A 25,760-nucleotide genomic window follows, 5' to 3' on the forward strand; every position below is an offset into this window, starting at 1 on the left:
CGCCACACGGCGGGTGATTCCGGCCGATCCGGCCACAACTAGTAAAAGGGGTCATTGCGGACCAACTTCGCGCCTGCTTGTCTGGACGACGTCGCCAGGCGCCACGAGCCCTCAGGGCCGCGGCGCCGACGCATGCGGCCACAGCGCGTGGTCCATCCCATGCGGGCGATCCCCTGTCCCCGACGCAAGAGGTTCTCCGTGTCCGTCTCCTTCATCCGCCGCATCGCTTCCCCGAAGAAGGCCCTCACCGCCGCCGCCGTGGCCGCCGCCACCGCCGGTATGGCGCTGTCCGCGGCACCCGCCCAGGCCGCGCCCGCCTCGGCCTCCTCCGCTCAGGCGATCGCGCACAAGATGATCCCGGACGCCGCGCAGTTCAACGCGTTCAGCAAGATCGTCGAGCGGGAGAGCGGTTGGAACCCGACCGCCACCAACAGCTCCTCCGGCGCGTACGGCCTGGTGCAGGCCCTGCCGGGTTCGAAGATGTCCTCGGCCGGTGCCGACTGGAAGACCAACCCGGCCACCCAGATCAAGTGGGGCCTGGACTACATGAACTCCCGCTACGGCAGCCCGGCCAAGGCCTGGAGCTTCTGGCAGGCCAACGGCTGGTACTGAGCCGACACCCAAAGCCTCCGAAGGCGGCGGCCCGCTCCCGGGCCGCCGCCTTCGGCGTTCCCTCACCTGCGCCGCATGGTCCACTGGAGCGGTGAGCGCAGCGGAGGAAGCAGCGGCCGCACCGTCGTACGACCCCGAGGTGCGCGGGCTGCGGCTGGTCGTCGTGCTGCTGGCCCTGACCGCGGTCAGCGGTCTGATCGACGCTGTCGGCTATCTGGGCCTGGGCCGGGTCTTCACGGCCAACATGACCGGCAACGTGGTCGTCCTGGGCTTCGCGGCCGCCGGCGCGCCCGGCTTCTCCGTCCCGCACACGGCGACCTCGCTGGCGTGCTTCCTGCTCGGCGCGGTGGCGGGCGGGCGGGTGACGGCCCATGCCGCGGCCGGCTCCCGGCGCCGGTGGACCCGCCTGACCCTGGCCTCGGAGGCGGTCCTGGTCGGCGCCTCGGCGGCGGTGGCGTTCGTCTGGCCGGGCACCACCGGCACCCGTTACGCCCTGATCGCCCTGACGGCGTTCGCGATGGGCCTGCGCAACGCGACCGTCCGCAAACTGGGCGTCGCCGCCCTCACCACCACCACGGTCCTGACCATGACCCTGACCGGCCTGGCCGCCGAGTCCCGGCTGGGCGCCGCCACCGGTCACCGCTCGCCGCGCCGCACGGCCGCGGTGATCGCGATGCTCGCCGGCGCCTGCCTGGGCGCATGGCTGGTCCTCCATCACGGCCTGGGCATTCCCCTGCTGGTCGCGGCGGGGACGTCGGGCGTGCTGGCGGTGGTGGCATCCGGCCGGGAGTGAGCCGTACCCGCCGCGGGCCCGGTCGCGGCCTCCACCCCGGAGTGCCTGCCTCGGGACGGGACGACCGCCCCGGTCAGCCGGTGGTGACCCGGAGTTCCTTGACGCCGTTGATCCAGGCCGAGCGCAGCCGGCGCGGGGCGTCGGCGAGCCGCAGGCCCGGCATCGCGTCGGCGATCGCGTTGAAGATCAGGTCGATCTCCAGGATCGCGAGGGACTTGCCGAGGCAGTAGTGCGGGCCGCCTCCGCCGAACCCCAGGTGGGGATTGGGATCCCGGGTGATGTCGAAGGCATCGGGCTCGGTGAAGACCTCGGGGTCATGGTTGGCCGAGGCGTAGAAGAGGCCGACGCGATCGCCCTCCCTGATCCGGACCCCGCCCAGTTCCGTGTCCTGGGTGGCCGTCCGCTGGAAGGCGTTGACCGGGGTCGCCCAGCGCACGATCTCCTCGGCCGCGGTGGCCGGACGCTCCCGCTTGAAGAGGTCCCACTGGCCGGGATGGGTGAGGAAGCCGTGCATCCCGTGCGTGATGGCGTTGCGGGTGGTCTCGTTGCCGGCCACCGCCAGCATCAGCACGAAGAAGCCGAACTCGTCGGAGTTGAGGTTGCCCTCGTCCTCCGCCGCGACGAGGGTCGTGACGATGTCATGGGCCGGGCACTTCTTGCGCTCGGCGGCCATGTTCATCGCATAGGCGATGATCTCGGCGGCAGACTGCGCGCCGGCCTCCTCGGTGATGGCGTACTCGGGATCGTCGTAGGCGATCATCTTGTTGGACCAGTCGAAGATCTTGGACCGGTCCTCCTGGGGCACGCCGATCAGCTCGGCGATGGCCTGCAGGGGCAGCTCACAGGCGACCTCGGTGACGAAGTCGAACGGGCCGGAGCGGGCCCGGGCTCCCGCGACGATCGCCTCCGCACGCGCGCGGAGCCGCTGCTCCAGGGCGCGTATGGAACGTGGCGTGAAGCCGCGCTGCACTATCTGCCGCACCCGCGTATGTTCCGGGGGATCCATGTTGAGCAGGATCAGCCGCTGGGCGTCGATCGCGTCGCGCCGGATGTGCTCGTTGAAGCGGATGATCGCGGTGTTGACGGTGGAGGAGAAGAGTTCCGGGTGCGTGGAGACGTACTTGACGTCGGCGTGCCGGGTGACGGCCCAGTAGCCGGTGTCGGCGAAGCCCGCGACGCCGTGCGGCTGCGGGATCCAGCGGACCGGCTCGGTGCGGCGCAGCTCGGCGAACTCGGGGAAGGGCACGCGGTGGTGCAGCAGATCCGGGTCGGTGAAGTCGAACCCGTCGGGCAGCGCGGGGCAGTGCATCGGCGGCTCCCGTCGATGAGTCCTGACGGTCCATCAGCGAATTGCCGCGACCGTAGTAACGGGTTCTACAAGTGGCAAGAGGCGCGACGCCCTCAATCCACTGCACGACCCTTGCGGTGATGGACATCACGTCAGCAGACTGCACTCAGAACTAGAACGCGTACTAGTTCTGGAGGAGAGCCCTCTCGGAGAGGACCCGCACCCATGGCCGCCGAACCCGTGATCGTCGAAGCCGTACGCACCCCCATCGGCAAGCGCGGCGGCGCGCTAGCCAACCTGCACCCCGCCTACCTCCTGGGCGAGACCTACCGTGAACTCCTCGGCCGCACCGGCATCCCCGCCGACGCGGTCGAGCAGATCGTCGGCGGCACGGTCACCCACGCCGGCGAACAGTCCATGAACCCCGCGCGCACGGCCTGGCTGACCATGGGACTGCCGTACGAGACGGCCGCCACGACCGTCGACTGCCAGTGCGGCTCCTCACAGCAGGCCTCGCACATGGTGGCCAACATGGTCGCGGCAGGCGTGATCGACGTCGGCATCAGCTGCGGGGTCGAGGCGATGAGCAGGGTCCCGCTGGGGTCGGGCTCGAAGCACGGTCCGGGCAAACCGTTTCCCGACGAATGGAACGTCGACCTGCCGAATCAGTTCGAGGCGGCGGAGCGGATCGCGCGGCACCGGGGGTTGACCAGGCAGGACGTGGACACGCTGGGGTTGCTGTCGCAGGAACGGGCGGCGCTGGCCTGGGCGGAGGAACGCTTCAAGCGCGAGACGTTCGCCGTGCAGGTGCCGACCACCGAGGAGGAGCAGTACGCCGGTCAGGGCATGTGGCGGCTCGTGGACAAGGACGAGGGGCTGCGGGACACGTCCCTGGAGGCGCTGGCGGGGTTGAAGCCGGTGATGCCCACGGCGGTCCATACGGCGGGCAACTCGTCGCAGATCTCGGACGGGGCGGCGGCGATCATGTGGGCCTCGAAGCGGATGGCGCGGGCGCTGAAACTGAAGCCGAGGGCACGGATTGTCGCCCAGGCGCTGGTCGGAGCCGACCCGCACTTCCATCTGGACGGGCCGATCGACGCGACGCGCGCGGTGCTGGGCAAGGCGGGGATGTCGTTGAGGGACATCGACCTCGTGGAGATCAACGAGGCGTTCGCGTCGGTGGTGCTGAGCTGGGCCCAGGTCTTCGAACAGGACCTGGACAAGGTCAACGTGAATGGTGGTGCGATCGCCCTGGGCCACCCGGTGGGGTCGACAGGGGCCCGCCTGATCACCACCGCCCTGCACGAGCTGGAGCGCACGGACAAGGAGTGCGCACTGATCACCATGTGCGCGGGCGGCGGGCTGGCGACCGGGACGATCATTCAGCGGTTGTAGGTTGCCGGGGAATGCCGCCCTCCGCGCGGTGCGCCGGTTGCCCGTCCGGGCGCGAGAAGCATCACAGCGGAAGGGCGGAATGCCTCGCCGGGAGCGGGGAGACGTACCTGCGTAAGGCCCATTCAGCTGCAGTGTGCAGCGACTCGCGTACGTCACGTGAGGTGCCGAACGCCGCCTATGGTCACTTTCGGCCCGTTTTCCGGCAGCGTCGCCGTACGGACCGCGCCCTGTCCCCGTCGAAAGGTAGGCGAGCCCCGTTTTGGCGACCGCCACAGCCGTATCCCCGTCCCCGTCCCTGAAGACCCGCCCGGCCACGCAGGCCCGCGACGTCACCGTCACCGACCCCGCGCTCGTCAGGCGCGCCGTGAAGGCCGCGGCGCTCGGCAACGCGATGGAGTGGTTCGACTTCGGCGTCTACAGCTACATCGCGGTCACGCTGGGCAAGGTGTTCTTCCCGTCCGGCAACCCGACCGCCCAGCTGCTGTCGACGTTCGGCGCCTTCGCGGCGGCGTTCCTGGTCCGGCCGCTCGGTGGCATGGTCTTCGGCCCGCTGGGCGACCGCGTGGGCCGCCAGAAGGTCCTCGCCCTCACGATGATCATGATGGCGGTGGGTACGTTCGCGATCGGCCTGATCCCGTCGTACGCGTCGATCGGCGTGGGCGCCCCGCTGCTGCTCCTGGCCGCCCGGCTGGTGCAGGGGTTCTCCACGGGCGGTGAGTACGCGGGCGCGTCGACCTTCATCGCCGAGTACGCCCCGGACAGGAAGCGCGGCTTCTTCGGCAGCTGGCTGGAGTTCGGCACGCTGGCCGGTTACATCGGCGGTGCGGGTCTGGTCACCGTGATGACCGCTCTGCTCTCCTCCGCGGACCTGCTCTCCTGGGGCTGGCGGATCCCGTTCCTGATCGCCGGCCCGATGGGCATCATCGGCCTGTACCTGCGGATGCGTCTTGAGGAGACCCCGGCGTTCGCGGCGGAGGTGGAGAAGGCCGAGGCCGCCCGGCCCAAGGTGCCGCTGCGCGAGATGGTGGCGGGCCAGTGGAAGGCGCTGCTGCTGTGCATGGGCCTGGTGCTGGTCTTCAACGTCACCGACTACATGCTGCTGTCGTACATGCCGAGCTACCTCACCAGTGAGCTGAAGTACGACGAGATGCACGGCCTGCTGGTCGTGCTGGGCGTGATGGCCCTGATGATGATCGTCCAGCCCTTCGCGGGCGCGCTGACGGACCGTGTCGGCCGCCGCCCGGTGATCGCGGCGGGCTGTGCGGGCTTCCTGTTCCTGTCGATCCCGGCCCTGCTGCTGATCCGCCAGGGCAGCCTGCTCGCGGTCGCGCTGGGCATGGGTGCGCTGGGTCTGCTGCTGGTCTGCTTCACGGCGGCCATGCCGGCCGCGCTGCCCGCTCTCTTCCCGACGCGGGTGCGGTACGGGTCCCTGTCCATCGGGTTCAACGTGTCCGTGTCCCTGTTCGGCGGGACGACTCCGCTGGTCGTGACCGCGCTGATCGGGGCGACGGGGAACATGATGATGCCCGCGTACTACATGATGGCGGCGGCTGTCGTGGGCGGTGTCGCGGTGTGGCGGATGTCGGAGTCGGCGGGACGGGCGTTGCCGGGTTCCGCCCCGGCGGTGGAAGGCCGCTGAGCGCCGCAGGGGTACCTCGCCCTTGCCGGGTGCGGGTGCGTGGGGGCTGATCGCGCCCACGCGGCGAAGCCGCACGGGGAACACGGCATTCCAGTGCCCCGCACGGGGCACTGCGGTGCCGGAACCGATCACACGTGCGGCACGTCTGTTGCCCCGTGAAACGCGCCCGCATCCTCACCCTCGTCCTCACCCTCCTCGGTATCCAGCTGACCTGGCTCATCGCCCCGGCCTACGCCTGCGGCTGCGGAGCGATGGTGCCGGATCCGTCGGCACGGATATCCGTCGCCGACGAGCAGTCCGTGCTGCGCTGGGACGGCCGCCAGGAGCAGATCGTGATGCGGCTGACGGTGAACGGCGACGCGCGGCACGCCGCCTGGATCATGCCCGTGCCGCACCGCGCCACCGTCCGCCTCGGCGACCGCGCCCTCTTCGACCAGCTGGCCGAGGCCATCCAGCCGGTCCACCGCACCCGCTACCACTTCTGGCCGGAGAACGGCGACTGGCCCTTCGACGGTCACGGCCTCTCCGGCGACGGCGCAGCCAGGCCCGGCAGCACCGTCGGCGTGGTCGACCGGCAGCGGCTCGGCCCCTTCGACGTGGCCCGGCTGACCGCCACCGACCCGGCCGCACTCGGCGACTGGCTGCACGCCCACGGCTTCGCGCTGCCCGACCGGCTGAAGAGCGCCCTGCAGCCGTACGTCGACCGGCACTGGGAGTACGTGGCCGTCCGGCTCGCCCCGGAGACGGCCGGGACCGTGCTGAACGGCGCGCTGGACCCGATCCACCTCACCTTCGCCGCGGACGCCCCGGTGTACCCCATGCGGTTGTCCCGCCTGGCGACCCGGCCGCAGTCCCTCGGTCTGTACGTCCTCGCCGCGCACCGCATGCGGACGCGCTCGGCGATCGGCGGGCTCCAGCCCAGCGTCGTCTTCGCGGGCCGTCTCCGCACGCACGACGACAGCAGCCTGGGCAGGCTGGCCGCCGGAACGCCGTATCTGACCGCGCTCACCCAGTGGTTCCCCGAGCCCGCCCGCATCGTAGGCGACCACGAGCTGCGCCGGGCCGCCGCCGACACCCCGGTCCAGCAGGTGATCTACGACGACCGGCTGCGCGAGATCGCCGGGATCCCGGCCTGGCTGCTCACGGTCGGGGGCGTGCTGCTCCTGGCCGGCACCGCCGTCGCCCTGATCGTCGTACGGCGTTCGCGGCGGCCGGTGAATCCGCCGCCGCCCGTACAGCCTCCGCCGCCGATCACCCCGTCGGCGCCCGCCGGCTGAGACGATGCGGGGAGAAGGGCAGACACTCGGGAAAGGCAGCAGGAGCATGAGCGACTCCCAGCTCTGGGACGATGTCGACGCGTACTTCACCGGTCACCTGGCACCCGACGACGAGGCGCTCAGGGCGGCCCTGCGGGAGAACGACGCCGCCGGGCTGCCGCACATCGCCGTGACGGCGGCACAGGGCAAGTTCCTCCAGCTGCTCGCCCAGGTGCAGGGTGCGCGGCACATCCTGGAGATCGGCACCCTCGGCGGCTACAGCACCATCTGGCTGGCCCGCGCGCTGCCCGAGGACGGCAGACTCATCTCGCTGGAGTACGACGCCAAGCACGCCGAGGTGGCCACCCGGAACATCGCCCGGGCCGGCCTGGACCGGATCGCGGAGGTGCGGGTGGGCCCGGCCCTGGAGTCGCTGCCCCAGCTCGCCGACGAGAACCCGGCCCCGTTCGACCTGGTGTTCATCGACGCCGACAAGGCCAACAACGCGCACTATGTGGAGTGGGCGCTGCGGCTGACCCGCACCGGCAGCCTGATCGTCGTGGACAACGTGGTGCGCGGCGGCCGGGTCGTCGACGCGGGCAGCACCGAGCCGGACATCCTGGGCACGCGTGCCGCGATCGAGCTGATCGCCTCGCATCCGCGGCTGAGCGGGACGGCGATCCAGACGGTCGGCAGCAAGGGCTACGACGGCTTCGCGCTGGCCCGGGTACTGGCCTGAGCGATCTCCGGCCGGTGGCTCACACCTCGTGGTAGAAGCCGACGTTGACGCTGCGCGGCGCGGTGCGGTCCTGGACGACGAGTTCGCCGGACGCGCCGTGCGGCAGCCGTACGGTCGAGCCGTAGCCGACGGTCTGCGCGTACTCACCGACCACCAGCCGCACCTCAGCGGACGGATCGGCCTGGGAACCGCGCAGCCAGCTCACCTGCCAGCCGCCGTCGGGGCCGCACCGGAACTCCAGGTGCACCCGGGAGACGAACAGCCAGTCCTCCGGCGTGACCAGCCGGCACACGGACGCGTCCCGGCCGACCCGGAGCACGGCGCCCGGCTCGCTGGGCGCGTCGGCCATCGTCATGCCGGCCGTGGCGCCCGCGTCGGCCCCGGAGACGGTGGCCATGGTGAGTTCGAGCACGCGCGTTCCCCCTGTGACGTCCTTGCGCGGCGGCCGGATTGGCGTACCGCCGCCGCATGATAGAACGCCCAGCCGGGTCGCGTCCGGCACAATGGGGTCATGACCGAGCGAAAGCCACCGGGTGTGCGCTTCGAGTCCTGGGTCGACAAGGAGATCCGCGACGCGCAGGAGCGCGGTGAGTTCGAGCGGCTGCCGGGCGCGGGTGAGCCGCTGCCCGCCGAGCTCGACTCCGGCTACGACGAACTGTGGTGGATCAAGCGGAAGATGGCACGCGAGGGCCTGTCCGTGCTGCCGCCCGCCCTCGCCCTGCGCAAGGAGGCCGAGGACGCACTCGCGGCGGCTTGTGCGGCGCCCTCGGAGCGGATCGCCCGGAAGCTGATCGAGGACGTCAACGTCAAGATCAAGGACATGATGTTCAAGCCGCCGCCCGGTCCTCCGCTGGGGAAGAAGCCGTACGACGTCGAGGAGGTCGTCCGCGAGTGGCGGCGGCTCAGGGCCGCCGCCAGGGGTGAGCTGCCGGGACCGTCACAGGTGTAGCAGGCGCCCGGCCAGCTCCCGGTAGTCGCGCAGGGCCAGCCTGAGCTGCTCGGTGTCGGTGTCGGTGCCGGGGCCCCGGTCCTCGGAGGCCTCCCAGGAGCGGCGCAGCGTACGCCGCCGCCGGGCCACGGCCTCGCCGAAGCGCGCCACGATCTCCTCCAACGCCTGGTCGGCCTGCTCGACCGCAGCCCGCGGCTCGTCCACGAACCCGACGGCCAGCTGCCGCATCCGCTGCTCCCAGCGGTCGGTCTCCTCGTGCGGCAGAAGAGGGGCGCCGGCCCCGGAGGGCGCGGGAGCCGCCGTACCGACGTCGCCGGCGGATTCCGGCGCACCGCCCGGTGCCGCCGGCCAGGTGTCCGACGCCGGGGACTCGGTCGAGCGCGCCTCACGTGTGCCCACCTCACCGGAGGACGGAATCCCCAGCCCGTCGTCCGGCATTCCGTCGCGCGTTCCCGGCCCGGCGTCACCCGTGTCGTAGGCCAGATCCTCCGTACCGGGCCGCAGGCCCTCGGATCCGGCCCCGGACTCGGACCCCTGCGTGCCTGCTGGGCCCGGGGGGTGTCCGGGTATGTCCTCCGGAGTGCGGTCGTCTGCTGTCAGGCCCTCCGTGCCGGGGGCGGTCGAGGCGGGCGGCTCGCCCGGCAGCCGTTCCTCCGCGAGGGGCTCCCGCGGGGTGCGGCGGCGTGCCGCCGTGTCGTCCTCCGGGGTCCAGTCCTCGTCCGGTGGCTGGGTGAAGCGACCGGTGGGACGCTCGTCGCCGGGGTCTCTCGTCCTGTCCGACATGACGGTCAACTCTCCTTCGGCCGGCTCTTGTCGAAGGCCCACGGGGTGTGGGAGCGGGCGCCGGCGTGGGGCGCACGGTGGCGGCCCGTCTCCCGGGCGGGGTGGGTCAGGTCGTCGAAGAGGGCGCGGGCACCGACGAGTGCCGCGCGCATCTCCTCCGTACCGGAGCCCGCCTCGGTCGCCCCGCTGCTCGGTCCGGACCGGGCCACCCGGTGCACCTGCCGGTAGCCGTCGACGTGGTCGGCGTGGTGCACGGACAGCGCGGCGAGCTGCTCCTCGTAGTGCCCGCCGTCCGGGTAGCCGCGCACGACGGCGAGTTCCGCGAGCAGCCGGTCGGCCTCGGCCACCGCCTGCCGCGGCGACTCGACGAAGTGTTCCTGCACGGCCGTCCAGCGGGCCGCGTACTGCTCGCACCCGGCCGGGTCCAGTGGCCGTTCCCGCAGGTCGCCGTGGCGTTCCATGCGCTCGGTCAGTTCCCGTTCGGCGGCCTTGGTGTCACCGTCGTGCAGGGCCACGGCCCGCTCGTACTCGGGCCCGAAGCGCCGCTTGAGGGCGGGACCGCCGCGCCGGCGCCGGCCGCGCAGGATCGGGAGGGCTGCCGCGCCGACGATCACGACCGCCACGATCACGGTCAACACGATCATGCCAGTGGACATGGTTGCCTTCCGCTCGGGCCGGCCCCACTGGCCGGCTTCCCCTCCGGGTCACCCGGAAGGGGAGCCACAAACGGCGGTCAGTCCGCGAAGCGGCGCAGTCCGGTCACCGACCACACCGTCGCGATCCGCCCGTCCACCACCTCCAGCAGGTCGATCCCGCTCTTCTGCGCCCCGTCCGCAAAGGTCACGTACCAGCAGCAGGCGACCCGGCCCGGACCGGTGTCCACCAGCGGGGTGCCGTCGACGGCGAACCGCAGGCCGGGCTTGTCCGCACGGAAGGTCCGGACGTACGCGGCCATCCCGGCCGGGCCCCGCACCTCGTCGGTGGCCGCGTTCGCGGGGTCGTTGCCGAAGCGGACGCGGAAGCCGGGGGCGAGGAAGGCCTCCGGGTCGCTCAGGTCGCCGTTCCACAGGGCGGTCCAGCGGTCGAAGAGGGCGATACCGGTCGCGGTGGTCAGCGTGCGGTGGCTGGTGTGGGAAGTCGTTGTCATGGGCATCAGCCTCCGCCCGGTCCGCGACACCGCCCTGTCGGTGATTGCCGTCACATCACGGTCGCCGCATCGAGCGGTACGACGTCGGAGCCGAGCGTGTCGAGGGCGGCGAGGTCGACGGCGCGGTGCGGGACCCGCTCGTCCAGGGCCGTCGCCGCACGCACCCGGTCCAGGCGGAAGCCGCGCGGCGCGTCCCGCAGCCGGCACCAGCCGGCCAGATACCAGTGCTCCGCTCCGCCGAGGAAGCCGAGCGGTTCCACGTCCCGAGCGGTGACCCGGCCCGCCGCGTCGCAGTACTCCAGGCGCAGCACCCGCCCCGCGGTCAGCGCCTCCCGCAGCGCGGCGGGCACGACCGGTCCGGCGGGCGGCGCCGGGCGGGCGGCCGGGACGAGCAGCCGTATGCGCCCGGTCAGCTCGGCCGCCGCCCGCCGCTCCCGTTCCGGCAGCACGGCCAGCACCTTGTGCAGCGCGCTGCGCGCGTCCGCCGCGAACGGCGTGCCGGCGAGCTCCTGCAGCCCCACGGCGAGCGCGGTCGCCTCGGCCGGGGTGATGGTCAGCGGCGGCAGGGTGCGGTCGCGGTCCAGGACGTAGCCGCCGCTGCGGCCCGGCTCGGCGTGGATGGGCACCCCGGACTGCTGCAACGCGGCCAGGTCACGCTCGATCGTGCGGACGCTGACCTCGAAGCGCCGGGCGAGCGCCCGGGCGCTGCGGGGGCGGGGAGCGGCGGCGCGCAGCTCCTCGACGAGGGCGTAGAGGCGGTCGGTGCGGTTCACGGCGGACAGTCTGCGGAAATTCGCTCGGCGGCGCGGCGACGGCGGCCGACAATGTCCGGCATGACGTGGACGATCACCCCCGAACCGTACGACTCTCCGGTCGCGGCCGCGTTGTGGCGGGCGTACTACACGGAGGTCAGCGACCGCTGGTACCTGCTGCACGAGGGCCGTCGCACCGACCCGGACGAGCTGGAGCGGGAGATCGCAGCCACGACCGGGGCCGAACTCGCGCCGCCCACCGGCCGGTTGCTCGTCGGCCGGTACGAGGGCGAGCCGGCCGGTTCGGCGGGCGTACGGCTGCTGGAGCCGGACACGGCGGAACTGACCCGGGTGTTCGTGCACGGGCATCTGCGCGGCAGGGGCGGGGCCCCGTTGCTGGTGGCCGCCGCCGAGGAGGCCGCCCGGGCCCTCGGCGCCCGGCGGCTGATCCTGGACACCCGCGGTGACCTGGTCGAGGCCCGCGCCCTGTACGCCCGCCTCGGCTATACGGAGACCGGTCCGCACAACGACGACGTCTACGCCGAGCACTGGTTCCGCAAGGAGCTGGTGGTCAACCGGCCTTCGCCCGGACCGCCTTGTGCGGGCGCTCGCGGTCGGTGCCGCACAGTTCACCGGTGAGTTCCCTGACCAGCTGGGTCAGGTCGGTGGAGCGGCCGGGCTGCCACCAGTCGCCGAGGAGTTCGGCCAGGGACTCCTCACGTGCCCGGGCGAGCCGTTCGGTGACCTCCCGGCCGGACTCGGTCAGATACAGGTCCAGGCCCCGGCGTTCGGCGAGATGCCGCTCCTCGACCTGGCGGGCGGCGGCGAGGACGGCGGCGAGCGGGACGGGGCTGCGCTCGGCGAGCATGCCCGGCTCGACGGAGCCGTACTTGCGGATGCGCAGCAGCAGCCAGCTGGCGGCGGGCAGCAGGTCGTACCCGGCGCGTGCGGTGATCTTCTGGTAGACCTCGCGGCGTCCCTCGCGGGTGCCGAGCAGGGACAGGGCCCGGCAGCACTCGTCGTAGGAGGACCGCTCGACCGGGTTGGGCGCGATGGTCTCGGAGACGTCCGGTGCGGTGACCGAGCCGCGCAGCCGGTCCTCCTTCAGGAACCACGCCAGCAGGAAGCCGAGGACGGCGACGGGGACGGCGTAGAGGAAGACGTCGGTGATGGCGGACGCGTACGCGTGCAGGGCCGCCGGACGCAGGGCGGGCGGCAGGGCGGCGATGCCGCGGGGGTCGGATTTCAGGGCGTTCGCGGAGGCGCCGGGCGGCAGACTCACACCCCGGAAGGCGGCGGCGAGTTTGTCGCCGAGGCGGCCGGCGAAGACCGTGCCGAAGATGGCGACACCGAAGGAGGCTCCGATGGAGCGGAAGAAGGTGGCGCCGGAGGTGGCGACGCCGAGGTCCTCGTACGACACGGCGTTCTGCACGATGAGGACGAGCACCTGCATGACCAGGCCGAGTCCCAGGCCGAAGACGAAGAAGTAGACGCTCATCCGGGCGGTGGTGCTGTGCTCGTCGAGCCGGTGCAGCAGGAGCAGGCCGATGGTGGTGACGGCGGTCCCGGCGAGCGGGAAGACCTTCCAGCGGCCGGTGCGGCTGACGATCTGCCCGGAGAGGGTGGAGGACAGCAGCAGGCCGAACACCATGGGCAGCATGTGCACGCCGGACAGGGTCGGTGAGATGCCGTGCACGACCTGAAGGAAGGTCGGCAGATACGTCATCGCGCCGAACATGGCGAAGCCGACGATGAAGCTGATGACGGCGGCGAGAGTGAAGGTGCGGATGCCGAACAGCTTCAGCGGCAGGACCGGTTCGGCGGCCCGGCGCTCGACGGCCACGAACGCCACGGCCAGCAGCACGCCCAGCACGGCGAGCCCGATGAGCTGCGCCGACCCCCAGGCCCAGGTCGTACCGCCGAGAGAGGCGACGAGGACGAGGCAGGTGGCGACGGAGGCGATGAGGAGCGTACCGAGGTAGTCGATGACGTGGTGGGCGGTGCGGCGCGGTATCTGCAGGGCGGTGGCTATCACGGCGAGTGCGACCACGCCGACGGGCAGGTTGACGTAGAACACCCAGCGCCAGCTCAGATGCTCGGTGAACAGCCCGCCGAGCAGCGGCCCGAGGACACTGGTCGCCCCGAACACGGCCCCGAACAGCCCCTGGTACCGGCCGCGTTCCCGCGGCGGCACGATGTCCCCGACGATCGCCATCGACAGCACCATCAGCCCGCCGCCGCCCAGCCCCTGGAGCGCGCGGAACGCGATCAGCTGGGGCATGTTCTGCGCCATGCCGCACAGCGCGGAGCCGATGAGGAAGAGGACGATGGCGGTCTGGAACAGCCTCTTGCGCCCGTACTGGTCACCGAGCTTGCCCCACAGCGGAGTCGCGGCGGTCGAGGCCAGCAGATAGGCGGTGACGACCCAGGACAGGTGCTCCAGGCCGCCGAGGTCGCTGACGATGGTGGGCAGCGCGGTCGACACGATCGTCTGGTCGAGAGCGGCGAGCAGCAGCCCGAGGAGCAGGGCGCCGATCGAGACGAGGACATTGCCGGAGACGTGCTCGGCGGCCTGCGTTTCCGCGCCGTGCGTGTCCAGGGCCATGGAGACCTCCCGGGGCTCGGGTGCACCTTCCATCGTGGTAGGTGTCACCGTTTATGGCCTGTCGAGTCCCGCGTTTTCGGCGACGGATGTGGAGAAGGTGCGCATAGTCTCGGAAGTTCACGAGGGGAGGGACGAACACATGACTGATTCCGGAAGTCCCGGGGGCCGCATCTGCCCCTGCCCGGAGTGCGGGGCGCCGAGGGTGCCGGCCCACGGCCCGTCCTGCGACTGCACCGAGCGCGCCGCCGAGACCCTGCGCGAGACGCGCTCGGCCGAGGCGGCAGCGGCGGAGGACTTCGACCCGCTGCGGATACGACCGTACGTGGAGGTCGACGGGGCCCACACGGCACCGGCCACGCCCGGCACGCCATCCGGCACGGAGACGCAACCGGTACCGGCCGTGGAGGCGACCCTGCCCTTACCGCAGACAGCCGGACCGAACCCGGCCGACGTGCGGATGTTCGGGGTCGAGGGGGCCGGCGGGACCTCCGGGGCTCCCCGGCCGCAGGGCGGCGCCGGCGGCGCCGGGGCCGACGGAGTCCACCGCGCCCAGGGGGCCGGCACGGGCCGCATCGACGCACCCGGTGCGGCGGAGCCCCTGGGCGCCGGGGCGGGCCGTCGGCGGTCCCGTCGTGGCGTGCTGCTGTCCGTCGCGGGGGCGGGCGTGGCGGTCGTGGCGGCGGCCGGGTTCGCGAGCGGGCTGTTCTCGTACCACACACCGTCCCGGCACCCGGCCGCCGACGAGGTGAGGGAGAGCGTCCCCGACGTGAGCACACCGGGCCCGGCGTCACCGACGGCACCCTCCTCCCCCGCCGTCCCCCGCTCGCCCGCGCCGTCGCCCTCCGCGTCGGTGAGCCGACCGAGTCCGTCGGCCACGCCGTCCCCCTCGCCGACCCCGTCCGCCTCCGCCGAAACGTCCCACCCGGCGTCGCCCACCGCACCCATGACGGCCGCCGCCACCCCACGGACCACGCCCGCCGTCACGCCGGTGCTGCAACGCGGCGACAGCGGCCCGGAGGTGGCCGAACTCCAGCAGCGGCTACGGCAGGTGAACCTGTACGCCGACCGGATCACCGGGATCTTCACCCGTTCGGTGGAGGACGCCGTACGCACCTATCAACTGGCCCGCGGCATCCAGGGCGACGCTCTCGGCGTGTACGGCCCGGCGACCCGGAGGAGTCTGGAGGCGGAGACATCCGGCCCGTCCGGCTCGATCAGCCCGTCCGCCACGTGAGGACGGGCCCTCCGGGCCGACCGAGGACCCATGCCGATCGGGGCCCATGCCGATCGGGGCCCATGCCGATCGGGGCCCCTGGGCTCGGGGGCGAAGGGGCGCAGCCCGACGGGAAGGGCCGTCAGCCGACGTGCAGCCGGATCGCCCCGTCCGCCGCAGCCTCGACCCGCACCCACGTGAGGTCGGGCACGGCCACGTCGGGCGCATGCACACCGGCGCGGGGGCCGACACCCACCACCGTCATACCCGCGGCGCGCCCCGCCGCGATGCCCGCACCGGAGTCCTCGAAGACCACACAGTCGGCCGGAGCCACGCCCAGCTCGGCCGCGCCCTTCAGAAAGCCCTCGGGGTCGGGCTTGCTCGCCCCGACCGACTCGGCGGTGACGCGGACCTGCGGCAGCGGCAGCCCGGCCGCGTTCATGCGGGCGGTGGACAAGGGGACGTCGGCGGAGGTCACCAGGGCGTGCGGAAGACCCCGCAGGGAGGCGAGGAAGGCGCTCGCGCCGGGGATCTCGACCACGCCGTCGGTGTCGGCGGTCTCCTCGGCGAGCATGCGTGCGTTGTCGGCGAGGTTCTCCGCCACGGGGCGGTCGGGCAGCAGTACCGCCATGGAGGCGTGCCCCTGCCGGCCGTGGACGACCTTCATCACTTCGTCACCGTCCAGCCCGTGCCGCCCGGCCCAGCGCCGCCAGACGCGTTCGACGTCGGCGTCCGAGTTGACGAGGGTGCCGTCCATGTCGAGCAGGAGGGCGCGGGCGGTGAGGACGGTGGACGTGACGGTGGCCGTCATCGGCAGCTCCAGGAGGCTCCGGGAAGGAAATGACCCCGAAGGAAAGGGCCCCGGGGGCAGGGACAAGGCGGCCCCGCCCGCCGGTCAGGGAAAACGGGCGGGAGCCACTTTGTTTCTCCACGGTACAAAACCGGGGGCGAGTCCGCCACCACCCCCGCAAGGGTTCACCGGACTCCCGCACCGGTTCACCGGACGTTCAGCTCGCCGACCGGCTCAGCCCGCCACCGCCTCGTACAGGCTCCACGCGCCGAGCGCGAGCATCAGCAGCGCCGCGATCTGCGTGATCAGCCGCAGCGGCACCCTCTTCATCAGGGCCTTTCCACCGACGATGCCGAGTCCGGCGACGGCCCACAGGCCGAGCACCGCGCCGAGACCGACGGAGACCGGGTCGTCGTAGCGGGCGGCGAGGTTGGCGGTCATGATCTGGGTGAGATCGCCGAACTCGGCGACCAGGATGACCGTGAAGCCCGTGCCCGCGACCTTCCAGAAGGACTGGTCGGCGGGCTTCCTGATCTCCTCCTCGCCGTCGTCCTTCTTCAGCAGCAGCATCGCGGCACCGCCGAGGAAGAGGACGCCGGTGAGGGCGTGCACGAGTCGCTGGGGCAGCAGGGTCAGTACGCTGCCGGCCGCGACGGCCAGCACGACATGCAGCAGGAAGGCTGCGGCGACACCGGCGAAGACATGGCTCGCGCGGTAGCGGGTGCCGAGGACGAGGCCGGCGAGCGCGGTCTTGTCGGGCAGTTCGGCGAGGAAGATGACGCCGAAGACGAGCGCCGTCACGGTGATGCTGATCAAGATTCCTCAATCGGTCGGGGCCGCCCCACCGAGAGTGCGGTACGTCTCACGCGATGACACCTCGGCACGGCAGCACACTCGGCGTCCGTGTCGCGGGGACACGGACGTGCACTGCTTGCCGAAGGTCTCGCCGGCGGTCCTCGAAAGACCCGAGGTCCGCCTCCGGGCGCCGGCTCAGCCTGGCTGAGCAGTATGTCGACGGTCCGGCGAAGAGCTACTCCCCTTCTGCGCTCCCCATCGTAAGGGATGTGAAGGTTCGGCCGTGAAGCTTGTCATGCCCTTGCCCTGTCATGAACACGTCACTAGCTTCTCACCAAACGCTCACCCCACGGCAACACGGGCTCGCGAGCATTCCCTCGCTCGCACCCAACACCCCTACCCCACCAGGGAGTTCCCACATGTCCAGGTTCTACGCGCGTCGACGGCTGAGCATACTCGCCACGCTCACCGGACTCATGGCCTCGGCCGCCCTGTTCGGCTCCCCGAGCGCCTCCGCCGCCCTCCCCACGCCGGTCAGCGCCGCCACCGCCCGCGGCTACCTCTCCCAGCTCACCGTCGCCACCGAGAACCGCACCGGCTACAGCCGCGACAAGTTCCCGACCTGGATCACCATCTCCGGCACCTGCAACACCCGCGAGTGGATCCTCAAGCGGGACGGCACGAACGTCGTCACCGACTCCGACTGCAAAGCCACCAGCGGCAGCTGGTACTCCCCGTACGACGGCGCGACCTGGAGCTCCGCGTCCGACGTCGACATCGACCACCTCGTCCCGCTCGCCGAGGCCTGGGACTCCGGGGCGAGCAAGTGGACCACCGCCCAGCGGCAGGCCTTCGCCAACGACGTCACCCGCCCCCAGCTCCTCGCCGTCACCGACAACGTGAACCAGGCCAAGGGCGACCAGGACCCGTCGACCTGGGTCCCGTCCCGGTCCGCCTACGTCTGCACCTATGTGCGCGCCTGGGTCCAGGTGAAGTACTACTACGACCTCTCGGTCGACTCCGCCGAGAAGACGGCCCTGACCAAGTACCTGGCGAGCTGCTGACCCGCCGGACGGCGTCTCAGGAAACGGGGCGGCGGCGCATGAGGTATCCCGCCGCCGCGCCCACGGCGAAGAGGGCCGCGTACGAGACACCCGTGGCGAGCCAGGTCGCGCCGAGCCACTGGGCGCCGTAGTAGCCGAGGGCCACGCTGTACGCGGCCCAGGAGAGGCCGGCCAGGGCGGACCACGGGACGAAATCGCGGGCGCGGCGGTGGGCGGCGCCGGCGCAGAAGGAGACGACCGAGCGGCCGGCGGGGGCGAAGCGGGCGAGCACGACCAGCGCGCCGCCTCCGCGGGCCAGGGCATCGCCGAGACGTTCCTGCGCGGTGGTCAGCCGCCGGGAGCGGGCGATCGCCCGGTCCAGCCGCTCACCGCCCCGCCAGGCTAGGCGGTAGGCCACCAGATCCCCGAGGACCGAGGCGGTCGCCGCGGAGAGGGTCAGGGCCAGCAGGTCCGGCACGTCGTGCGGGACCCGGCCGGCCGCCGCGCCCGAGCCCGCCGCCGCTGCCATGCCCGCCGTGATGACGAGCACGCCGCTCGGCAGCACCGGCACGAACACATCGAGCAGCACGGACACGACCACCGCGGCATAGATCCACGGTCCGGTGGCCAGCGCCCCCACACTCTCGAACACGACTACTCCCGTTGCTCCCCCGCCGACAGCCGTACAGCGTACGCCGGAGGTGTGACAGGAGGGGCTCGGGGGGTGAAGGGGGTTGCGCACAGAGCCGCAGCCGGCCCGGCCGGACCCGAGGCGGCGCCCTTCCCCCTCGTGACGGGGAAGGGCGCCGTGCGCCGGCCCTCGTGGCGGTCGAGGGCGCCGCGCGGTCAGGCGGCTATCGGGGTCTGCTCGGTGGCGGACCTGCCGCCCTCGGCCGTGCGGCGGCCGACGAGCCGGTCGAGGCCGAAGGCGCCGGAGCCGGTGAAGACCAGCATGAAGAACGCCCAGCAGAACAGGACCGACAGCTCGCCGCCGTTCTGGATGGGCCACAGCGCGGCCTGCTGGTGGACGTCGAAGTAGGCGTACGCCATCGAGCCCGAGGCGATCAGCGCGGCGCCACGGGTGCCCAGGCCGAGGAGCACCAGGCCGCCGGCGACGAGCTGGATCACGGCCGCGTACCAGCCGGGCCAGGTGCCGGACGGAATGGTGCCGCCCTGGGTGCCCGCGGCGCCGCCGAGGACGCCGAAGAGCGAGGCGGCGCCGTGCACGGCGAAGAGCAGGCCTACGACGATGCGGAAGAGCCCGAGGACATAGGGCTGAGCGGAGTTGAGACGTGCGGTCATGAGGGGGGATCTCCTCTTCGGTGTCGGTCGGGCCGGCCGGGGACGTGGTGGATGGCCGGCCGTGGGGGCGGCGGTACCGAATGGAGTCTCAGGTTAGGGGAACCTAATCAGTGCTTGCAAGTTCAACATTTGGCCAGGGGTCCGGCTCTGCTTGCGGCCCCCTGCCGGGAAACGGCGCACGCCAGGCAAGCCCGCGCGACCGTGCCCGCATCGGCGTACGTGACCGAATCCACACCTGGCCGGCCCCCGCGCCGGGTCACCGGCGCACCCCGTCCGCGGGCAGCACAAAGGACCGACTCGCTTGGCAGTAAGGGATCTTGACGGGGCGTCAGTCATGCGCGACGACGGGACCGCGGGACCGGACGTGCTCCGACTGCGGCCGGGCGCCCGTGGTCGCGTGCCGTGGGACGGGCAACTCACCGACCGCGCACCGCAGATCGGGCGCCGACGAGGCACGCCTCCTAAGGCGCACCCCTCTATGAGAGACCTCACACGGCCCGCACTACCCCGCGCTGCGGACCGACTGTCCGCGTACCTCCAGGCCGCCGAGCAACTCGGCCGTGGCCTCGGCCACGGCGGCCACCGCGCGGTCGAAGACCTCGCGGTTGTGCGCGGCGGGAGCCCGGAACCCCGAGATCTTCCGTACGTACTGCAGCGCGGCCGCGTGGATGTCCTCGTCCGTGGCCTCGCCGGGCAGGACGGGCGGACGCAGCGTCTTGATACTCCGGCACATGCCCCCAGTCTTACGCAGACCGCACACCCCTGCGATGATCGCACGCAAGGCGGCCACCGACACCCGGGGCCGACCCTCGAAAGGAACAGCCTCATGGCGACCAAGAACACCGTGGCCGTGCTCGGCCCCGGCGGCACCGGCGGCCTCCTCGCCGCCCTGCTCTCCCGCTCCGGCCACCGCGTCATCTGCCTGGCGCAGGACCGTACGGCCGAGACCCTGCGCCGTACCGGAATCACCGTCCGCAGCTCCCAGTTCGGTGACTTCACCGCCCGCGTCGAGGCGGACACCGAGCTGCGTGAACCGGTGGACGCCTGTCTGATCGCCGTCAAGCACACCGCGCTCGACGCCGCCCTCACCCGGGTGCCGCCCGCCGCCCTCGGCGACGCCCTCGCCGTGCCGCTCCTGAACGGTGTCGAACACCCCGCGCGGCTGCGCGCCCGCTACCGCCCCGACCGCGTCGCCCCGGCGGTGATCCGCGTGGAGTCCGCCCGCGTCGCCCCGGGCGTGATCGAACACGGCAGCCCGTTCACCGAGGTCGACCTCGCCGGGGACGGCGTGCCCCGTGCCCGCCTGGACGCCCTCGCCGCCGACCTCACCGCGGCCGGTGCGACCGCGCGGGTGGCCGCGGACGAGACGGCGGCCCTGTGGGCCAAGATGGCGTTCCTCGCCCCCTTCGCGCTGCTCACCACCCGGTACGGCCTCCCGCTCGGCGAGGCCCGCAGCCGGCACCGCGAGGAACTGGAGTCCCTGGTCGCCGAGACAACCGCGGTCAGCCGCGCCTGCGGCGCCCCCGCCGACCCGGTCCAGGCCCTGGCGCGGTACGACGCCTTCCCGCCCGGCGCCAAGTCGTCCATGCAGCGCGACGCCGAGGCGGGCCGCCCACTGGAACTCGATGCCATCGGCGGGGCCCTGCTGCGCGCGGCCGGGCGGCACGGCGTACCGGCTCCGGTGACGGCCCGCCTGGTGGGCGAGCTGCAGGCGGCCGGCCACTGACACCCGCCGATCGGCCACCCGTTCGGCTGAACCTCCCCGGAACCTCAGGAGGAACTCGCCACCCAAAATCGAACAGGCGTAGCATTGCCGTGTGGCTGCGACCTATGAATTCCCCAGTGACCTCCTCGCCGGTCAGGAGGAGCTGCATCAGGTCCGGGCCGAGCTCTCGGCCCTGCTCAAGCGCCTGCCGTGGTCGGTCGAGCCGATGGACGGCTTCAGTGACGACAACGGCTGGCGCAAGGTGGAGCGGCCCGCCTCCCCCGGCTGGACGGCGGACGAGCAGGCCGAGGTGGAGAAGCTGCGCCGCCGCGAGCACGAACTCGCGGTGTTCGTCAGCACACACCGTTTCTGGGCCGAGGTGGCCGCGGCGGACCGCATGGAGGCCCGCACCCGGCTCAAGCATGCACACGAGCAGCCGAGCGGGGAGGAATGACAACGCCTTCCGGAATGACCGAAGCCCCCGGCCACATGGCCGGGGGCTTCGCCGCCGGTGGGCGCGGACGGTTTCGAACCGCCGACATCCTGCTTGTAAGGCAGGCGCTCTACCCCTGAGCTACGCACCCGGACACCCGGGCTGTGCACCCAGGACGAGTCGACAGCCTACCTTGCCGGGACCGGTGCACGGCAAACCCGTACCGCCGGGTCACAACGGGGCCGAGACGGGGGTTATCCCCACCCCGGGTCGGGGAGCTGGCCGGATCAAGGTCTTCGTCCAGATCGTTTACGGTCGTTGCAGATCGTTCACGGTCGCCGCAGACCGTCCAGGGGGAGAACTCGTCATGACCCGTTCCGTTTCCGTCCGTGCTGCCGTCCTGGCCCTGGGCACCGGTGTGCTCGTCGCCGGGCTCAGTGCCTGTGGTGCCTCGGCGGATGACGACAAGCACCCGGACCACCGGTCCTTCGCACTGCACGGGCGCACGCTCACCGTCGACAGCGACAACGCGGCGATCGAGCTGGTCGCCGGGCGGGGGAACAAGCAGGGGAACAAGCAGGGAGGCAAGGCCGGCGCGGTCGAGGTCACCCGGTGGTTCGACGGGTCGGTGGCCATCGGCAGCGGGCCGAACCTCAGCTGGTCGCTCGACCACGACCGGCTGGTGCTGCGGGAGCACTGCTCCGGGCTCTTCGCCGACTGCTCGGCCCGCTACCGCATCGAGGTGCCGTCCGGGATCGGCGTCAAGGTCCTCGACGGAAGCGGGAACGTGCGGGCGAGCGGGTTCACGGCCGCGCTCGGCATCCGTACGAGCAACGGTGATGTGCACGTCACCGATGCGTCGGGACCGCTGGACCTGCAGTCCGACAACGGCACGGTCCGGGCGGAGGTCACCTCGCGCCGGGTGCGGGCGGAGGACAGCAACGGCGAGGTGGACCTCGAACTCGGTGCCGTACCCGACATGGTGAGCGCCCACAGCGACAACGGAGAGGTGACGGTCACCGTGCCCCGCGCCGAGTACCACGTGACGGCCGAGTCGGACAACGGGCCGGTGTCGGTGGGGGTGTCGCAGCGGGACCGGAGCCCGCACCGCGTGACCGCCGACTCCTCGAACGGAAAGGTCACGGTGCGGAACCCGAACTGACCGGCCCGTGTCTTCGTCTGCAACGGGTGGGAGAATGACACCACCCACGGCGAACCACGGCACGGGAGAGGGATGTGACGGCGACACCGGGCACGCCAGCGACGCGGTCGTACCCGCCGTCGACCGTCCGGGCCCGGTCCGGGTCCACGGCTCTGCGCGACACCCTGACCCTGTTGGGCCTGCCGGTGCTGGCGGCGCTCGCCCTGCCCGCCGCGTTCGCGGGCGGGGGCACCCGGCGCTGGTTCGGCGGCCGGGCGGAGAGCCAGCGGGCCGAGGCGCAGGCCGCGAAGGACGCCGCGGCGACCGCGTTCTACGAACTGGACACCGCCCAGCGGGACCTGAGGATCTCCGTCGAGACGATCACGGCCGTGGACGACTCCCCCGCCGCCCGGCGTGCCGCCACCGACTTCGCGGCGCTCGGGCAGCGGATCGACGAGGTCAGCCGGCGGTACATCCAGGCCGTCGACGCCCATGATCTCGACCGGGACGACCTGGAGGCCTCGGCGGCCTCCCGGGCGCGTGCGGAGCTGACCTCCGCCAAGGACGAACTGGTCCGGGTCAAACAGGAGCTGGACCGTTTCGGCACATCGCTCGGGCCGCTGCTCGGCACGGCCGAGACCCAGCTGGCCCGGCTGGCGCCCGCCGTGGAGCGGGCCCGGCAGGCGCTGCTGGGCGCGAGCAACGCGCTGGACGCCGTACGTGAGCAGGGACTGCGCGCCGATGACCTCGCCGGGCGGCTCGCCGCCCTCTCCCCCGAGCTGACCAGGCTCAACCAGGGCGCCGGGCAGCACGGGGTGCAGCAGACCCTGGAGCGAGCCGAGCGGGTGCAGCGGGAGGCCGGGGCGATCCGGGCCGAGGCCGAGCGGCTGCCGGAGAGGGCGGCCGAGATCGATCACCGGCTGGTCAGCCTGCGCACCCGCGCCCAGGCACTGACCACCCGGGCCGGGCAGGTGGACCCGGTGCTCAGCGAGCTGCGGCGCCGGTTCGCGGCCGCCTGCTGGCAGGACCTGCAGCAGGTGCCCGAGCAGGCCGTGCAGAACGTCCGGCAGGCCGAGCTGAAGCTCCGCGAGGCACAGCAGGCGCGGGAGGCCCAGCACTGGCCGGACGCCACCTCGCTGCTGTCGACGGTACGGGCCCTGCTGAACACCACCGACGAGGCCGTGTCGGCCGCGGGTGAGCGGCTGCGGCGCCTGAACGAGGTGCAGAAGGATCCGCAGGCGGAGGTCGAGCGGACCCGGTTCGCCCTCCGGGACGCCCAGCGGCTGGCCATGACGGGCCGTGCGACCCCCGATCCGCGGCATGCGGGGCCGCTGGACGAGGCGGTGGCGCGGCTGGAGCGGGCGATCGGCTCGCTGGAGGGGCGGCATCCCGACTTCTGGCACTTCCTGACCGAGACGGAAGCCGTCCGGCGGGTTGCGGCGCGGGTCGTGGCTCAGATCCGGGAAGAACGGGGCGGGGGGCACTGAGCGGCTGAGCGCCCTTTCGGGGGGCGCTGCAGTCCCGTCGGTTGCAGGGTGCCGCGGGGCGGGCGGATATTGGGTGGACGGATGGCCTCCGCTAGCGATCGAGGGAGGCGGACATGGCCACACACGCAGCGCACACGAGACCGCGACGGCGGATCCGGTTCGACGAGCATCTGCCCGTCGACCACAGGCTGAACACGGTCTACCGGATCGGCGCGGGCCTGATCGGCGCGTTCCTCGTCGCGTTCGGCATCCTGGGGCTGGTCAATCACATCGGTTTCTTCGACACCGGGGGCAACTCCGTCGCCGGGCTGAACACCAACGGCACGCTGAGTGTGCTGTCGATCGTCGTCGGGGCGATCCTGCTCGCGGGGATGGTGATCGGCGGGAACGTGGCGTCGACGCTGAACATGGTGTTCGGGGTGCTGTTCCTGCTGGCGGGCTTCCTGACCCTCGGCCTGCTGGACACCGGCTACAACTTCCTGGCGTTCAGGATCCAGAACGTGTTCTTCAGCTTCATCGTGGGCCTGCTGCTGATGACCTTCGGCATGTACGGCCGGGTCGGCTCGACCCTGCCGCACGACAACCCGTACTGGCGGGCGCGGCATCCCGGTCCGCAGGACGAGCGCGGGACGGACTGAGCCGTCCCGCGCCGGCAGCGACCGGACCGGATCAGGTGCGGTAGGCGTAGAAGTACGCGTTCGGGTACGACGCGACCAGGCTGGCCACCGACCTGTTGTAGGTGTTCGTGGAGTGGTACGTCACGTACGGCACGCCATAGCGGTCGCGGTAGGTGACGATCATCGAGTGGTCCTTGGATCCGTCCCGGTTGAAGTCCATCTGGACCACGTCACCGAGGTTCGCCTGGTAGACGTTGGCGAGCGGGGTGACGCGCTTGGAGGACAGGGCGAACCAGGAGAACTCGTTGACGCCGACGAACGAGTCCGACTGGATGTCGGCGTTGCCGAACCACTTGTGGAAGTCGTTCGTGTAGCCGGGAACGTGCTTCCAGCCGCCCGCCTTCAGGGACTGGCTGACGAAATTGGTGCAGTCACCGCCGTCGGCCTCCCCGTTGTAGTCCGGGTAGTCCGGGTTGTAGTGGGACCAGTACTTCGTCGCGTACGCCACCATGGCCTTGTAGTCGTAGGCGCCGCCGGTGAGGTTCTTCGGGTTGGCCGGAGCGGGCCAGCTGGTGGCCGCGCGGGGCGCGTCGGGCGGGCCGTCGTCGGCGGTCGTCCTCACCTTGGCGACGGACGGCGTGGCGACCTGGTTCACGGCGAGATAGCCGTCATCCGTGTCGCGGATGCCGGTCAGCTGCCAGTTCCCGTCGCGGTCCGCCTTGAAGGTCAGCTCGTGGTGGGCCTGGAACCCCGTGGTCTTCGGGCCCTTGGCCGCGGCCTTGTGGTAGGTCAGGGTCGTGGTCTCGGTGACGGCGACCTTGGCGCGCCGGCCGTGGACCTCGGTCGCGTCGAGCGAGACCTTCGTGCTGCCCGCGCTGTACTTCTCGCCCAGCTTCGCGAGGCGGGTCCTGCGGGCGCGCAGCTCGCCGAGGGCGGAGCTCTGCTCACGGGACTGCCCGCCGGACAGCCGGACGGACCCCGAGAAGCCGGATGCGTGCCGCGTCCGGGCGCTGCCGGCCCCGTCCACCAGGGCCTGGGTGCGGTCGGTGAAGACCGCGTCGGCGAGCCGCTGGAAGGTCGCCTTGGTGGCCGCGTCCACCGTCGGGTCGTTGGTGACCGCCGCCCCCGCGCTCCAGTTCGGCACCAGGGCCACGCCTGCGACCACGGAGGCGGCCGCTGCCGTGACTATGGTCGCGCGGCGGCGCTTACGGCTCAGTCTTCTTGATTTCAATGGTGTTTCCCCTTTTCGCCGGTACACCTACCGGGATGGAGCATC

General features: G+C 72.1%; 28 protein-coding genes and 1 tRNA gene. 15 read left to right on the forward strand and 14 right to left on the reverse strand.

Annotated elements, in window-relative coordinates:
* Positions 1–198: 198 nt before the first annotated feature.
* On the forward strand, positions 199–612 hold the full coding sequence (locus ACIGXP_RS24850; RefSeq protein WP_363219105.1) for a transglycosylase SLT domain-containing protein: 414 nt from the start codon (positions 199–201) through the stop codon (positions 610–612).
* 91 nt (positions 613–703) lie between these two features.
* A complete protein-coding gene (locus tag ACIGXP_RS24855; protein WP_399771641.1) occupies positions 704–1,405 on the forward strand; it encodes a YoaK family protein in 702 nt (233 codons plus the stop codon).
* Positions 1,406–1,478: 73 nt separating this feature from the next.
* On the opposite strand, the gene ACIGXP_RS24860 is transcribed toward ACIGXP_RS24855, so the two are convergent.
* The gene (locus tag ACIGXP_RS24860) at positions 1,479–2,714 is read right to left on the reverse strand and encodes a cytochrome P450 (RefSeq protein ID WP_399771644.1); all 1,236 of its coding nucleotides are present in this window, start codon (positions 2,712–2,714) and stop codon (positions 1,479–1,481) included.
* Positions 2,715–2,918: 204 nt separating this feature from the next.
* Between ACIGXP_RS24860 and ACIGXP_RS24865 the strand changes: the two genes are divergently transcribed.
* The 4 genes from ACIGXP_RS24865 (at position 2,919) to ACIGXP_RS24880 (ending at position 7,722) form a co-directional block, all read left to right on the forward strand.
* Positions 2,919–4,088 (forward strand): steroid 3-ketoacyl-CoA thiolase, encoded by a 1,170-nt coding sequence (locus tag ACIGXP_RS24865; RefSeq protein ID WP_363217858.1) that lies wholly within the window; start codon positions 2,919–2,921, stop codon positions 4,086–4,088.
* A 259-nt stretch (positions 4,089–4,347) separates the two neighbouring features.
* Positions 4,348–5,727: a glycine betaine/L-proline transporter ProP gene (proP, locus tag ACIGXP_RS24870; protein WP_399771648.1), complete on the forward strand. Its 1,380-nt coding sequence runs from the start codon at positions 4,348–4,350 to the stop codon at positions 5,725–5,727.
* Positions 5,728–5,882: 155 nt separating this feature from the next.
* Positions 5,883–7,004: a DUF2330 domain-containing protein gene (locus ACIGXP_RS24875; protein ID WP_399771651.1), complete on the forward strand. Its 1,122-nt coding sequence runs from the start codon at positions 5,883–5,885 to the stop codon at positions 7,002–7,004.
* 46 nt (positions 7,005–7,050) lie between these two features.
* Entirely contained in the window at positions 7,051–7,722 is a 672-nt protein-coding gene (locus ACIGXP_RS24880) for an O-methyltransferase (RefSeq protein ID WP_363217855.1), read from the forward strand.
* A 19-nt stretch (positions 7,723–7,741) separates the two neighbouring features.
* On the opposite strand, the gene ACIGXP_RS24885 is transcribed toward ACIGXP_RS24880, so the two are convergent.
* Positions 7,742–8,134 carry a hypothetical protein gene (locus ACIGXP_RS24885; RefSeq protein ID WP_363217854.1) on the reverse strand — a complete coding sequence of 131 codons (393 nt, stop codon included), beginning with the start codon at positions 8,132–8,134 and terminating at the stop codon, positions 7,742–7,744.
* 99 nt (positions 8,135–8,233) lie between these two features.
* Here ACIGXP_RS24885 and ACIGXP_RS24890 point away from each other — a divergent pair, with 99 nt between their 5' ends.
* The gene (locus ACIGXP_RS24890; protein WP_399771656.1) at positions 8,234–8,671 is read left to right on the forward strand and encodes a DUF1992 domain-containing protein; all 438 of its coding nucleotides are present in this window, start codon (positions 8,234–8,236) and stop codon (positions 8,669–8,671) included.
* Here ACIGXP_RS24890 and ACIGXP_RS24895 read toward each other — a convergent pair.
* From ACIGXP_RS24895 to ACIGXP_RS24910, 4 genes are all read right to left on the reverse strand, one after another.
* Positions 8,660–9,454: a hypothetical protein gene (locus tag ACIGXP_RS24895; RefSeq protein ID WP_399771659.1), complete on the reverse strand. Its 795-nt coding sequence runs from the start codon at positions 9,452–9,454 to the stop codon at positions 8,660–8,662. The genes ACIGXP_RS24890 and ACIGXP_RS24895 overlap by 12 nt on opposite strands.
* A gap of 5 nt (positions 9,455–9,459) precedes the next feature.
* Positions 9,460–10,110, reverse strand: coding sequence for a hypothetical protein (locus tag ACIGXP_RS24900; protein WP_363217851.1), 651 nt, complete (start codon positions 10,108–10,110; stop codon positions 9,460–9,462).
* 77 nt (positions 10,111–10,187) lie between these two features.
* Positions 10,188–10,601, reverse strand: coding sequence for a nuclear transport factor 2 family protein (locus tag ACIGXP_RS24905; RefSeq protein WP_399771662.1), 414 nt, complete (start codon positions 10,599–10,601; stop codon positions 10,188–10,190).
* A gap of 50 nt (positions 10,602–10,651) precedes the next feature.
* The gene (locus ACIGXP_RS24910) at positions 10,652–11,374 is read right to left on the reverse strand and encodes a helix-turn-helix transcriptional regulator (protein ID WP_399771664.1); all 723 of its coding nucleotides are present in this window, start codon (positions 11,372–11,374) and stop codon (positions 10,652–10,654) included.
* Positions 11,375–11,434: 60 nt separating this feature from the next.
* Here ACIGXP_RS24910 and ACIGXP_RS24915 point away from each other — a divergent pair, with 60 nt between their 5' ends.
* Positions 11,435–11,992, forward strand: coding sequence for a GNAT family N-acetyltransferase (locus ACIGXP_RS24915; RefSeq protein WP_399771666.1), 558 nt, complete (start codon positions 11,435–11,437; stop codon positions 11,990–11,992).
* Here ACIGXP_RS24915 and ACIGXP_RS24920 read toward each other — a convergent pair.
* Complete coding sequence (locus ACIGXP_RS24920) at positions 11,925–13,958, reverse strand: DHA2 family efflux MFS transporter permease subunit (RefSeq protein ID WP_399771668.1); 2,034 nt, start codon at positions 13,956–13,958, stop codon at positions 11,925–11,927. The genes ACIGXP_RS24915 and ACIGXP_RS24920 overlap by 68 nt on opposite strands.
* A gap of 139 nt (positions 13,959–14,097) precedes the next feature.
* Between ACIGXP_RS24920 and ACIGXP_RS24925 the strand changes: the two genes are divergently transcribed.
* Entirely contained in the window at positions 14,098–15,192 is a 1,095-nt protein-coding gene (locus ACIGXP_RS24925; protein ID WP_399771670.1) for a peptidoglycan-binding protein, read from the forward strand.
* Between the two features lie 121 nt (positions 15,193–15,313).
* On the opposite strand, the gene ACIGXP_RS24930 is transcribed toward ACIGXP_RS24925, so the two are convergent.
* Together ACIGXP_RS24930 and ACIGXP_RS24935 are read right to left on the reverse strand one after the other, a co-directional pair.
* On the reverse strand, positions 15,314–15,982 hold the full coding sequence (locus tag ACIGXP_RS24930) for an HAD-IA family hydrolase (protein ID WP_399771672.1): 669 nt from the start codon (positions 15,980–15,982) through the stop codon (positions 15,314–15,316).
* A 213-nt stretch (positions 15,983–16,195) separates the two neighbouring features.
* Positions 16,196–16,777, reverse strand: a complete 582-nt coding sequence (locus tag ACIGXP_RS24935) for a TMEM165/GDT1 family protein (protein WP_399771674.1) — start codon at positions 16,775–16,777, stop codon at positions 16,196–16,198.
* Between the two features lie 398 nt (positions 16,778–17,175).
* On the opposite strand from ACIGXP_RS24935, the gene ACIGXP_RS24940 reads away from it, so the two are divergent.
* The gene (locus tag ACIGXP_RS24940) at positions 17,176–17,820 is read left to right on the forward strand and encodes an HNH endonuclease family protein (protein ID WP_363217843.1); all 645 of its coding nucleotides are present in this window, start codon (positions 17,176–17,178) and stop codon (positions 17,818–17,820) included.
* Positions 17,821–17,836: 16 nt separating this feature from the next.
* On the opposite strand, the gene ACIGXP_RS24945 is transcribed toward ACIGXP_RS24940, so the two are convergent.
* The 3 genes from ACIGXP_RS24945 to ACIGXP_RS24955 all read right to left on the reverse strand — a co-directional run bounded on the left by ACIGXP_RS24945 (position 17,837) and on the right by ACIGXP_RS24955 (position 19,834).
* Positions 17,837–18,451, reverse strand: a complete 615-nt coding sequence (locus tag ACIGXP_RS24945; RefSeq protein WP_399771676.1) for a DedA family protein — start codon at positions 18,449–18,451, stop codon at positions 17,837–17,839.
* A 194-nt stretch (positions 18,452–18,645) separates the two neighbouring features.
* On the reverse strand, positions 18,646–19,101 hold the full coding sequence (locus tag ACIGXP_RS24950; protein ID WP_399771679.1) for a DoxX family protein: 456 nt from the start codon (positions 19,099–19,101) through the stop codon (positions 18,646–18,648).
* A 502-nt stretch (positions 19,102–19,603) separates the two neighbouring features.
* A complete protein-coding gene (locus tag ACIGXP_RS24955) occupies positions 19,604–19,834 on the reverse strand; it encodes a DUF2277 domain-containing protein (protein ID WP_399771681.1) in 231 nt (76 codons plus the stop codon).
* A 93-nt stretch (positions 19,835–19,927) separates the two neighbouring features.
* Here ACIGXP_RS24955 and ACIGXP_RS24960 point away from each other — a divergent pair, with 93 nt between their 5' ends.
* Together ACIGXP_RS24960 and ACIGXP_RS24965 are read left to right on the forward strand one after the other, a co-directional pair.
* Entirely contained in the window at positions 19,928–20,827 is a 900-nt protein-coding gene (locus ACIGXP_RS24960; protein WP_399771684.1) for a ketopantoate reductase family protein, read from the forward strand.
* Between the two features lie 91 nt (positions 20,828–20,918).
* A complete protein-coding gene (locus ACIGXP_RS24965) occupies positions 20,919–21,260 on the forward strand; it encodes a hypothetical protein (RefSeq protein WP_399771686.1) in 342 nt (113 codons plus the stop codon).
* 58 nt (positions 21,261–21,318) lie between these two features.
* Here the strand turns inward: ACIGXP_RS24965 and ACIGXP_RS24970 are convergent.
* Positions 21,319–21,390: transfer RNA gene (locus ACIGXP_RS24970), tRNA-Val, on the reverse strand.
* A gap of 216 nt (positions 21,391–21,606) precedes the next feature.
* Here ACIGXP_RS24970 and ACIGXP_RS24975 point away from each other — a divergent pair.
* The 3 genes from ACIGXP_RS24975 (at position 21,607) to ACIGXP_RS24985 (ending at position 24,505) form a co-directional block, all read left to right on the forward strand.
* On the forward strand, positions 21,607–22,401 hold the full coding sequence (locus ACIGXP_RS24975; protein WP_363217837.1) for a DUF4097 family beta strand repeat-containing protein: 795 nt from the start codon (positions 21,607–21,609) through the stop codon (positions 22,399–22,401).
* 74 nt (positions 22,402–22,475) lie between these two features.
* On the forward strand, positions 22,476–23,867 hold the full coding sequence (locus ACIGXP_RS24980) for a hypothetical protein (RefSeq protein WP_399771689.1): 1,392 nt from the start codon (positions 22,476–22,478) through the stop codon (positions 23,865–23,867).
* Between the two features lie 113 nt (positions 23,868–23,980).
* Positions 23,981–24,505 carry a DUF4383 domain-containing protein gene (locus ACIGXP_RS24985; RefSeq protein ID WP_363217835.1) on the forward strand — a complete coding sequence of 175 codons (525 nt, stop codon included), beginning with the start codon at positions 23,981–23,983 and terminating at the stop codon, positions 24,503–24,505.
* A gap of 31 nt (positions 24,506–24,536) precedes the next feature.
* On the opposite strand, the gene ACIGXP_RS24990 is transcribed toward ACIGXP_RS24985, so the two are convergent.
* On the reverse strand, positions 24,537–25,649 hold the full coding sequence (locus tag ACIGXP_RS24990) for an amidase domain-containing protein (protein WP_399772093.1): 1,113 nt from the start codon (positions 25,647–25,649) through the stop codon (positions 24,537–24,539).
* Between the last annotated feature and the right edge of the window lie 111 nt (positions 25,650–25,760).

The organism is Streptomyces sp. NPDC053069 (genome assembly GCF_044546895.1).
Classification (GTDB): Bacteria; Actinomycetota; Actinomycetes; order Streptomycetales; family Streptomycetaceae; genus Streptomyces.